This window comes from Rhizobium sp. WW_1 (assembly GCF_003610155.1).
GTDB lineage: Bacteria > Pseudomonadota > Alphaproteobacteria > Rhizobiales > Rhizobiaceae > Rhizobium > Rhizobium tropici_A.
Genome location: NZ_RAIN01000045.1, coordinates 1 through 10,086, shown reverse-complemented (window position 1 = coordinate 10,086; position 10,086 = coordinate 1). Strand labels below are relative to the sequence as shown.

Below are 10,086 nucleotides of genomic sequence, written 5' to 3'. Positions count from 1 at the left end.
TCATCTTCGCTTCCTTTGATAGAGCTACGATGAGCCGAAAATCCTCTCTTCTCAATTAAACCAATTCTGTCTCAAGGGCGCTGATGTCGGACAGGCAAAAAGGCCAATGGTGCCAAAAATGATATTGGAGAGTGCGAGATTCAATGCCGGCACGCTTGCAAATTTCACCACTGAAATCTCCAATGCAGTCAAGTCATATACATCACTGTTGAATGATATGTGACAGCTATGAGTAGGCGCTGTCAATGACAGAAGAACTGAAAGTCGCAGCCGGCATCGCCAGTATGCTGGCCGATCCTTGCCGATTGCATATGCTCCAGTATTTGACCTGGGGGCCGTGTTCCGTTGCAGAGTTGGTGGAGCTTACGGGATCGTCGCAGCCGAACGTGTCAAATCATCTGCGCAATTTGCGTGACCACGGTCTTGTGGAATCCCAAAAGCAAGGGCGCCTTGTTATTTATCGGGTCACATCGCCGGCAATCGCCGAGGTCATTGCATCGTTGTCATGGGCGGCGACGGGAGACCACAAGGCAACAAGTATGACGACTCCGGAGCCCCTGCGAACGGCGAGGGCGTGCTATGACCATCTTGCTGGCGCCGTCGGAGTACAGGTGTTCAAGGGACTGGTTGAGCACGAAGCACTGACCGACGCGAAATTCCCATGGGACGAAGTTGAAATCGGGCCGCAGGCAGGGGCGGTTTTCCAAAAACTAGGGCTCGATTTTAACGCCCATATGGCGAACAACTATAGGCGGCTTGCCTTTGGCTGTCCGGACTGGAGCGAGCCGGGTAAATTTCATCTGGGCGGTTTTTTGGGTGCTGCTCTCTTTGCGCATTTCCTTGATAAAGGGTGGATAGAGAGGAGGGCTAACAGGGCAGTTTCGATGACCGATAGCGGAAAAGCAGCCTTGGGCTGGCTTACTTCGGAAGAGTCATAAAGCGTTGAGTTGATCAGGACGACGTCTATAGGTCGAGGGCAACGACTCAGTCTTGCATCATCCCGCCCACAGCCGACGCTTTGTTCTCGCAACTTCCTTTCGCCATTCTTCTGAGGTGCGATCTGAGCCACTCGTCATCGAGAGGTTCCCGGCCCTGCTTTGCATAGAATGTTGATTGCCACTGAGAACTGACCCGGCGGGTCAGTTCTCAGTGGCAATCAACAATGTGAGGTCATTTCGCCGGCTGTTTCAGCCACTGCAACAGGGCCGCGTGGAAGGTATCGGGATCCTGGATCTGTGGCGCGTGGCCAAGCGTCGCAAATTCGATGAGCGTACCATGCTGGAGCTTGGCCATGGTGCACTTGGCAAGCTCGGGATAGTTGCCAAGCTGCGGACGAACAGCTTCGGGTGCGAAATCCTTGCCGATCGCCGTGTTATCCTTGTCGCCCACCATCAGGAGGACAGGCATCGAGAGCCGGTCGAGTTCGTAGACGACCGGTTGGGTCAGGATCATGTCATAGAGCAATGCCGAATTCCAGGCGACAAGATCCTTGCCTGGGCCGCGATACATGCCGGCAAGCATTTGCACCCATTTTTCGTAATCGGGCTTCCATTGACCGGCATAATAGGTGCTCTTCTCGTAATTGCGGATGGTGCCGGCGGACGTTTTCAACTCGCGCCGATACCAGTCGTCGACGCCCACCGACGGCATGCCCTTGGCTGCCCAATCCTCCAGCCCGATCGGGTCGACGAGAACGAGCTGCTCTGTCGCGCCGGGGTACATCAGCCCGTAGCGGATGGCGAGCATGCCACCGGTCGAATGGCCGACAATCGTCGCCTTGTCGATGCCAAGGCTTTCGAGCAAGGCATGTGTGTTGCGTGCCAACTGCTGAAACGTATACTGATAATGCGTTGGTTTCGTCGACTTGCAAAAGCCGATCTGGTCGGGCGCGATTACCCGATAGCCTTGCCCGGCGAGAACATTGATCGTTGCCCCCCAGGTTCCCGCGCAGAAGTTCTTTCCATGCAATAGCACGATGGTGCGGCCGTTTTCATGCTCCGGTTTAACATCGACATAACGCATCGAAAGCATGGCACGCTGCGATTTGAAACGGTAGTCGTGGACTTGGAAGCCGTAGTCGAACCCCTGCAATTCGGCCCCGTAAGCCGGAGCGGTCTCGGCGTTTGCGGCTCCGATCGATGCGATCAGGAAACCGGTAATCAGCAACGGCCTGATTGCATTGCGGATGACGGTCATTGTCCCATTCCCATAAGTGCGAGCAGCAAGTTGGAAGGCTGCATATCATTGGGCGCCCGGTGCCGCCCGTGACGTTTTCGTGAGAAGCGCGTTATGGACAGCGGGGATATCGCACCGGCTGACGTGGCGCCTCGAAGCCGCACCCGGTTTTGCTCTTCGCCGTGAGCCTGTTTCAATGCTGATCGCGTCGGATGCAAATACCGACAAGAGGACTTGCCCCCAATGTTGTCTTGCCCAAGAGGACTCGACGCGCTCGGAAGGGGTAATAATTGTAATGAAACAATATTCAGATTGACATGATCCATTGCCTCTTTCACGCTGCTGTCATGAACATCCAGCGCTAGAAAGAGACGAAAATCGTGAGAACGACGGTTGTATCAGCCAGATGCCGGTGCGTGCGGTGATGGGACTAGTCACGTTACAGGATATTGAGGCCGCCCAGCGGCGCATAGCCGGATATGTGCGATCCACGCCGTTACGGATTTCGCGAGCGCTGACGCAACAAATCGGCGCTCCCGTTCATCTCAAGCTGGAAAATCATCAGGAGACTGGCAGCTTCAAACTGCGAGGCGCCACCAATGCGCTTCTGTGCTTGGACGAGGAGGCTCGTTCGCACGGATTGGTCACAGCCTCCACAGGCAATCACGGCCGAGCTGTCGCCCATGCCGCCAAGGCGATGGGTGCGCGGGCGACGATTTGCTTATCCGGGCTCGTCCCTGCCAGCAAGGTCGAGGCTATCCGAAGCCTTGGGGCGGATATTCGTATCGTCGGGCACTCGCAGGATGACGCCATGCGGGAGGTCGGGCGCCTCGTCCATGAAGAGGGTATGCATTTCGTTCCGCCGTTCGACGACGCCGATGTCATCGCCGGCCAAGGCACGCTCGGGCTCGAGGTTGCAGACGATCTGCCGGAAACCGCGCTTGTTCTCGTGCCGCTGTCCGGCGGCGGCCTTGCTTCAGGCGTTGCCGCCGCGATCAAGGGCCGTCGGCCGGCCGCAAAAGTCGTCGGCGTGTCGATGGAGCGTGGTGCTGCAATGGCGGCGAGCCTTGCGGCTGGTCGTCCGACCGACGTGCAGGAGGTCGAGACCATTGCGGATTCACTCGGCGGCGGCATTGGCCTTAACAATCGCCTGACTTTCCCGATGTGTCGCGCTCTTCTCGATGAGGTGATCCTGCTCAGCGAGGGGGAGATCGCTGCAGGCATTCGTCATGCAGCCATGGTCGAAGGCATGACGGTCGAAGGGGCGGGCGCAGTCGGGATCGCGGCCCTGCTTGCCGGCAAGATCCGATCAGACGGTCCGACAGTGATCATCGTTTCCGGGGGCAATATCGATCCGGCATTCCATCGCGCGATCGTCAATGGACAGGAAAGGGGAGTGGTCCGATGACGCGTGTGCTGATCCTTACGGAAACCGATCTTCGCAAGATCGTCCAGCTCGACAACGATGCCGTTGGCTGCGTTGAGCAGGCCTTTGTGGCGCTTGCGACAAAGGCTGTGGAAATGCCGCCCATCATGCGGCTGGATATAGCAGCTTATCGCGGCGAGGTCGACGTGAAGGCGGCCTACGTTCCCGATCTCGACAGTTTCGCGATCAAGGTCAGTCCCGGCTTTTTCAACAATCCGTCGCTAGGGCTTCCGAGCACCAACGGGTTGATGATGCTCCTGTCGGCCCGCACCGGCTTGGTCGAGGCGCTCCTTCTCGACAATGGCTATCTGACGGATGTGCGCACGGCCGCCGCGGGTGCGGTGGCCGCCCGCCACCTTTCCCGGCCGGATACCCGGATCGCTGCCATCTTCGGAGCGGGCATGCAGGCTCGCCTGCAATTGCGCGCGCTGACACTCGTCCGGCCGATCGAGGCTGCCCGGATCTGGGCGCGGGATCTGGCGAAAGCGGAAAAGCTTGCGGAGGAATTGACGGCCGAACTCGGCTTTCCCGTGTCGGCGCAAGCGGATGCAGAAGCGGCCTGCAGAGGCGCCGATATCATTGTGACCACCACGCCCTCCGACAAGCCGATCCTCAAAGCCGAATGGCTGCAGCCCGGTCAGCACGTCACGGCCATGGGCTCCGACGCCGAGCACAAGAACGAGATCGATCCCGCCGCTATTGTCCAAGCCACGCCCTACGTCGCCGACAGCCTGAAGCAGACACGGCGGCTGGGTGAGCTGCATCACGCGCTTGCCGCGGGGCTAGTTAGCGAGACCGCAGGCTTTCCCGAACTCGGGGCCATCGTCGCAGGCCAGACGGAAGGCCGCCGGTCACGTGATGCGATCACGCTTTGCGATCTGACCGGCACAGGCGTCCAGGACACTGCCATTGCCACGCTTGCTCATCGCCGCGCCATCTTGGCCGGCGCGGGGCAGGCGATCGAAACGACAAAAGCATCAGGAGACCCAGCGTGAGCGAACCGATCCTAAATTTCACCCGTGCCGAATATGCAGAACGGCTCGCAAAGACGCGCCGCGCCATGGAAAAGGCCGGTGTCGATCTCGTCATCGTCACGGATCCCTCCAACATGCACTGGCTCACCGGCTATGACGGCTGGTCTTTCTACGTGCATCAATGCGTGCTGGTGCCTGATACCGGCGAACCGGTCTGGTACGGACGCGGGCAGGATGCCAATGGCGCCAAGCGCACGGCCTATCTCGCCCACGACAATATCGTCGGCTATCCCGATCATTATGTGCAGTCCAATGAGCGCCATCCGATGGATCTGCTCTCGAAGATCATCGAGGAGCGCGGCTGGGCCAACGCTTCCATCGCCGTCGAGATGGACAATTACTGGTTCACTGCCGCAGCCTACGCTTCACTGGTCAAGCATCTGCCCAATGCCCGTTTCAAGGATGCGCAGGGGCTCGTGAACTGGCAGCGCGCCGTCAAGAGCAAGACCGAACTCGACTATATGCGCAAGGCCGGCCGTATCGTCGAAGCCATGCACAGACGGATCGTCGAGAAGGTCGAGCCGGGCATCCGCAAGTCCGATCTGGTCGCCGAAATCTATGATGCCGGCATTCGCGGCGTCGACGGCTTCGGTGGGGATTATGCCGCCATCGTCCCGTTGCTGCCATCGGGTGCGGATGCCTCGGCTCCGCACCTGACCTGGGACGACAAGCCGATGAAGAGCGGCGAGGGCACTTTCTTCGAGATCGCCGGCTGCTATCGCCGCTATCACTGCCCACTGTCGCGAACCGTTTTCCTCGGCAAACCGACGCAAGCCTTTCTCGAGGCCGAGAAGGCGACGCTGGAGGGCATGGAGGCTGGCCTTGCCGCCGCCAAGCCCGGCAATGTTTGCGAAGATATCGCCAACGCCTTCTTCGCGGTCCTGAAGAAATACGGAATCGTCAAGGATAACCGCACGGGCTACCCGATCGGTCTTTCCTATCCGCCGGACTGGGGCGAGCGGACCATGAGCCTGCGCCCTGGCGATCGCACCGAGCTCATGCCCGGCATGACATTCCACTTCATGACCGGTCTCTGGCTTGAGACTATGGGCATGGAAATCACAGAGAGCATCGTCATCACCGAGAACGGCGTCGAATGCCTCTCCAACGTGCCCCGGCGCCTTGTGGTGAAGTGATTGCCTGAGATGAACAGCATGAGCATTTCCAAACGACCATCGCCGATCACCCCGACTGTCGATTTCGACCGCGACGGCATCCAGCATGGTCATCTGCGCCTGCCCTGGTCGCGCGACGATTCCGCATGGGGGTCGATCATGATCCCCATCTGCGTCATCAGGAATGGCGAAGGGCCGACGGCGCTTTTGACCGGTGCCAATCACGGCGATGAATATGAGGGGCCTGTTGCGCTCTTCGATCTTGCCCGGACGCTGAAGCCGGAAGAGATCAAGGGGAGGGTCATCATCGTTCCCGCGATGAATTATCCCGCCTTCCAGACCGCAACGCGCACCTCGCCGATCGACAAGGGCAATCTCAATCGCAGTTTTCCCGGTCGGCCTGATGGTAGCGTGACGGAAAAGATCGCCGACTATTTTACCCGCTACCTGCTACCGCTTGCCGACATCGTCCTCGACTTTCATTCGGGCGGCCGAACGCTCGATTTCCTGCCCTATGCCGCAGCGCATGCTCTGCCGGACAAGGGCCAGGAAAAAGCCTGCTTCGACGGCGTTGCCGCGTTCTCAGCACCCTATTCCATGCGGATGATCGAGATCGATGCTGTCGGCATGTACGACACCGCGGCAGAGGAGATGGGCAAGGTTTTTGTGACGACCGAGCTTTCCGGCGGTGGAACCATATCGGCGCGCACGGCTTCCATTGCCAAGCGCGGTGTTCTGAATGTCCTGAAACAGGCAGGCATTGTCGCAGGTGCTCCGGAGACCGAACCGACGCAATGGCTCGATATGCCGTCGTCCGATTGTTTCGTCTTTGCCGAGGCGGACGGTCTCTTCGAGCCCGTCAAGGATCTGGGTGACGTGGTTGCGCAAGGAGAAATCATCGCCCGCATCCACCCGATCGGTCGCACGGGAGCTGCACCCTTCGATTATCTCGCGGCGCTCGATGGTGTCCTCGCCGCCCGTCATTTTCCCGGCCTGATCAAGACCGGGGATTGCCTGGCCGTCGTAGCAACCTTGACGGAAGGGCCTTGAATTGCCGCGGCGCGACAGCGCGGCGCGGATCACCACCCCGCTACGGCAAAGATCCGGAAAACCGGACGGTCGATAACGGAATTCAACCACAGAGGAGTGAACCATATGAAGTCGAATCTTTACCGCAGTCTCGCCGCCGTGGCCCTGACCATCGGCCTTGCCGCATCCGCCCATGCCGCCAGCCTCGAGCAGATCAAGAAGGATGGCTATATCCGCGGCGCCAGCGCCAATGAGGTACCCTACAGCTTCATGGACGAGAGCGGTTCTGCCAAGGGTATTGGTCCCGATGTTGCCGCAGCCGTCCTGAAGTCGATGGGCGTTAAGGAAATCGATTGGACCGTGACGCCGTTCGGATCGCTGATCCCGGGCCTTAAGGCCAAGCGCTTCGATTTCGTTGCCGCCGAGCAGAACATCCTGCCTGAGCGCTGCAAGCAGGTGCAGTTCACCACGCCGAATTCGAGCTATGGCGAAGGGCTTCTGGTGCCGAAAGGCAATCCGAAGAAACTGCATTCCTATGAGGACATCAAGAAGGACCCGTCGCTGAAGGTTGCGATCGTATCCGGCGCCGATCAGCTCGATTTCTTCCATGGCCTCGGCATTCCGGATTCACAGATCGTCATGATCCAGGCGAATGCGGACGCGCTTTCCACGATCCAGACCGGCCGTGCCGACGCCTATGCGGCAACCGAGCTAACCGTCGCCAAGCTGGTTCAGGGCAGCACGAATGTCGAGCATGCAGCGCCGTTCACCGACCCGGTCATCAAGGGAAAGTCGGTCAGAAGTTATGGTGGCTTCGATTTCCGGCCTGAAGACAAGGAGCTCTATAAGGCCTTCAACACGGCGCTTGAAGCCTTCAAGAAGACCGATGACTACAAGAAGATCCTGATGTCCTATGGTCTTAGCGATGAAAGCGTCGAAGCGGCACGCACCAAGAGCACCGAAGACCTTTGCGCGGGCAAGTGAGCTTATCGACAATCGGGAACGACCTGGCGGCAGTCTGCGGACGATCGCCAGGTCGCTCGGCCCCTCCCATCCTGGAACGGAGGTGACCCAAAAATGAGTTGGACACAATATCTTCCGGCATTGCTGAAGGGTGCGGAGGTGACGGCGATCATCGCCATCGCCTCGATGTTCTTCGGTGCGATCCTAGCGTTCGCAGCCGGCCTAGCGCGCTTTGCCGGAGGGCGGCTGCTGTCTTGGATCGCGATCGTCTATATCGAGATCTTTCGCGGTACATCGCTTCTGGTTCAGCTCTTCTGGCTTTACTACGCGCTGCCGCTGATCGGGATTTCCTTCGATCCCATCACGACAGGCATTGCCGGTCTTGCGCTCAACATCGGCGCCTATGGAGCGGAGGTCGTGCGCGGCGCGCTGCAGGCAGTTCCCGATACCCAGCATGAGGCGGCGCGAGCCTTGAATTTCGGGCATAGCCAGACGCTCTTCCATATCGTCCTGCCGCAGGCCGTCGTCGAAATGATGCCGGCTTTCGGCAATCTTGCCGTTCAGAACCTGAAGGATACGGCTTTGGTGTCGCTCATTTCGATCAGCGATCTGACCTTCCAGGCGCAGCAATTGCGCAACATCACGCTCGATAGCGTGACCATCTACTCGCTGACGCTTATCGGATATTTCATCATGGCGCTCATCCTCGTCGCCTTCATGCGTTGGCTGGAGACGGCCTTGCGGCGCGGCCCCGCCTTCCCCGGGAGGGCGCCGGCATGATGTATGGCTTCACCTGGGATACGTCGACGACACTGTCCTTTGCATGGTCCATCCTGCCGATCCTCGGCATCGGCCTGATCGTCACACTGGAGGCGGCGGCGGCCGGCTTTGCGATCGCCCTCGTTCTCGGCCTGGTCTTCGCCTTGCTCAGGCGCAGCCGCTTCATTGCGATCTCCTGGCCGACGGCTTTCGTCGTCGAGTTCCTGCGCGACACCCCGCTGCTCGTCCAGCTGTTCTTCCTCTACTACGTCCTGCCGATTTATGGCATCACGCTGCCTGCCTTCCTGACCGGTGCGCTGGCCCTCGGGCTGCAATATTCGGCCTATACGTCCGAGGTCTATCGTGGCGGTCTCGATGCGGTGCCTCGAGGGCAATGGGAGGCGGCGACGGCCCTCAATCTCAGCCACGGCCGCACCTATTGGGATATCATCATCCCGCAGGCGATCCCCCGCATCATACCGGCCATGGGCAACTATCTCGTCTCCATGCTGAAAGAGACGCCGGTGCTCTCCGTCGTCACGGTGGTCGACATGCTCAACCTTGCCAATCTCATCGGAGATCGGACGTTTGAGTATCTGGTGCCGCTTTCCCTCGTCGGCCTGATTTTCCTCATCCTCACGCTCGTCTGCTCGGCAGCCATTCACTGGCTCGAAAAGGCGTTGCCGAAAAACGGAATTGCTTTGAGATGACGCAACCACTGATCCGCTTTCAAGATGTGACCAAGCGCTACGGCCACCTGACCGTGCTCGACAATTTCTGCTTCGATGTTATCCCCGGAGAGAAGGTGACGTTGATCGGTCCTTCCGGCTCGGGAAAATCAACGGTCCTGCGCATCCTCATGACGCTCGAACCTTTCCAGGAGGGAACCCTGCATCTGGCCGGCATGTCCTACCACCAGGACAATGGTCGCGGACGCTTCCTCGCCAGCGAAGCGCATCTTCGCCAGATCCGCACTCATGTCGGAATGGTCTTCCAGAGCTTCAATCTGTTTCCGCACATGACCGTGCTGCGCAATGTCGTGGAGGCGCCGACCCGCGTGCTCGGGTTGGGGAGAGCGGAAGCCGAGTGCCGTGCGGTCGAACTTTTGCGCATGGTCGGGCTTTCGGAAAAGAAGGATCACTATCCGAGCCAGCTATCCGGCGGCCAGCAGCAGCGCGTTGCGATCGCCCGTGCGCTTGCCATGCGGCCGCGCGTCCTGCTGTTCGACGAGCCGACATCGGCACTCGATCCGCAGCTCGTCGGCGAAGTGCTCGGCGTCATCCGTGACCTTGCCCACGAACACGACCTGACCATGCTTTTGGTCACGCACGAAATGCGCTTTGCCCGCGAAGTGTCCGACCGCGTCTGCTTCTTCGACAAGGGCCGGATCTGCGAGCAGGGCAAGCCGGAGGAGATCTTCAGCACGCCCAGGCAAGAGCGCACCAAGGAGTTCCTGGGCTCGATCCTTTGACGGAAATCCGCTGCGGCAAGGCTAGAGCGCGTCCATTGAACGCGGAATCGGATTGAGGATTGAACTAAGCCGCTGATCGCGGCGATTTGTGGCGGCCTTTGAGGAGAGCGCCCT

10 protein-coding genes are annotated in these 10,086 nt (G+C 59.5%); 9 read left to right on the top strand and 1 reads right to left on the bottom strand.

Annotation, left to right across the window (positions count from 1 at the left end; translation table 11 throughout):
• The first annotated feature begins 245 nt into the window (after positions 1-245).
• On the top strand, positions 246-938 hold the full coding sequence (locus tag BJ928_RS38120) for a metalloregulator ArsR/SmtB family transcription factor (RefSeq protein ID WP_052228092.1): 693 nt from the start codon (positions 246-248) through the stop codon (positions 936-938).
• Positions 939-1,170: 232 nt separating this feature from the next.
• Here BJ928_RS38120 and BJ928_RS38115 read toward each other — a convergent pair whose 3' ends face one another.
• Positions 1,171-2,196 (bottom strand): alpha/beta hydrolase, encoded by a 1,026-nt coding sequence (locus BJ928_RS38115; protein WP_082012081.1) that lies wholly within the window; start codon positions 2,194-2,196, stop codon positions 1,171-1,173.
• A 403-nt stretch (positions 2,197-2,599) separates the two neighbouring features.
• Here BJ928_RS38115 and eutB point away from each other — a divergent pair, with 403 nt between their 5' ends.
• The 8 genes from eutB (at position 2,600) to ehuA (ending at position 9,972) form a co-directional block, all read left to right on the top strand.
• Positions 2,600-3,583: a hydroxyectoine utilization dehydratase EutB gene (eutB, locus tag BJ928_RS38110; protein WP_052228095.1), complete on the top strand. Its 984-nt coding sequence runs from the start codon at positions 2,600-2,602 to the stop codon at positions 3,581-3,583.
• A complete protein-coding gene (gene eutC, locus BJ928_RS38105; protein WP_047637192.1) occupies positions 3,580-4,596 on the top strand; it encodes an ectoine utilization protein EutC in 1,017 nt (338 codons plus the stop codon). The genes eutB and eutC overlap by 4 nt, the downstream gene beginning before the upstream one ends.
• Positions 4,593-5,771: an ectoine hydrolase DoeA gene (gene doeA, locus BJ928_RS38100; RefSeq protein WP_047637193.1), complete on the top strand. Its 1,179-nt coding sequence runs from the start codon at positions 4,593-4,595 to the stop codon at positions 5,769-5,771. Before eutC ends, doeA begins: the two co-directional genes overlap by 4 nt.
• Positions 5,772-5,780: 9 nt before the next feature.
• Positions 5,781-6,800: a N(2)-acetyl-L-2,4-diaminobutanoate deacetylase DoeB gene (doeB, locus tag BJ928_RS38095; protein WP_052228093.1), complete on the top strand. Its 1,020-nt coding sequence runs from the start codon at positions 5,781-5,783 to the stop codon at positions 6,798-6,800.
• A 105-nt stretch (positions 6,801-6,905) separates the two neighbouring features.
• Entirely contained in the window at positions 6,906-7,763 is an 858-nt protein-coding gene (gene ehuB / locus BJ928_RS38090) for an ectoine/hydroxyectoine ABC transporter substrate-binding protein EhuB (protein ID WP_047637194.1), read from the top strand.
• Positions 7,764-7,856: 93 nt separating this feature from the next.
• A complete protein-coding gene (gene ehuC / locus BJ928_RS38085) occupies positions 7,857-8,522 on the top strand; it encodes an ectoine/hydroxyectoine ABC transporter permease subunit EhuC (RefSeq protein WP_047637195.1) in 666 nt (221 codons plus the stop codon).
• Complete coding sequence (gene ehuD / locus BJ928_RS38080; RefSeq protein WP_047637196.1) at positions 8,519-9,211, top strand: ectoine/hydroxyectoine ABC transporter permease subunit EhuD; 693 nt, start codon at positions 8,519-8,521, stop codon at positions 9,209-9,211. The genes ehuC and ehuD overlap by 4 nt, the downstream gene beginning before the upstream one ends.
• On the top strand, positions 9,208-9,972 hold the full coding sequence (gene ehuA / locus BJ928_RS38075) for an ectoine/hydroxyectoine ABC transporter ATP-binding protein EhuA (RefSeq protein ID WP_047637197.1): 765 nt from the start codon (positions 9,208-9,210) through the stop codon (positions 9,970-9,972). Before ehuD ends, ehuA begins: the two co-directional genes overlap by 4 nt.
• Positions 9,973-10,086 lie beyond the last annotated feature (114 nt).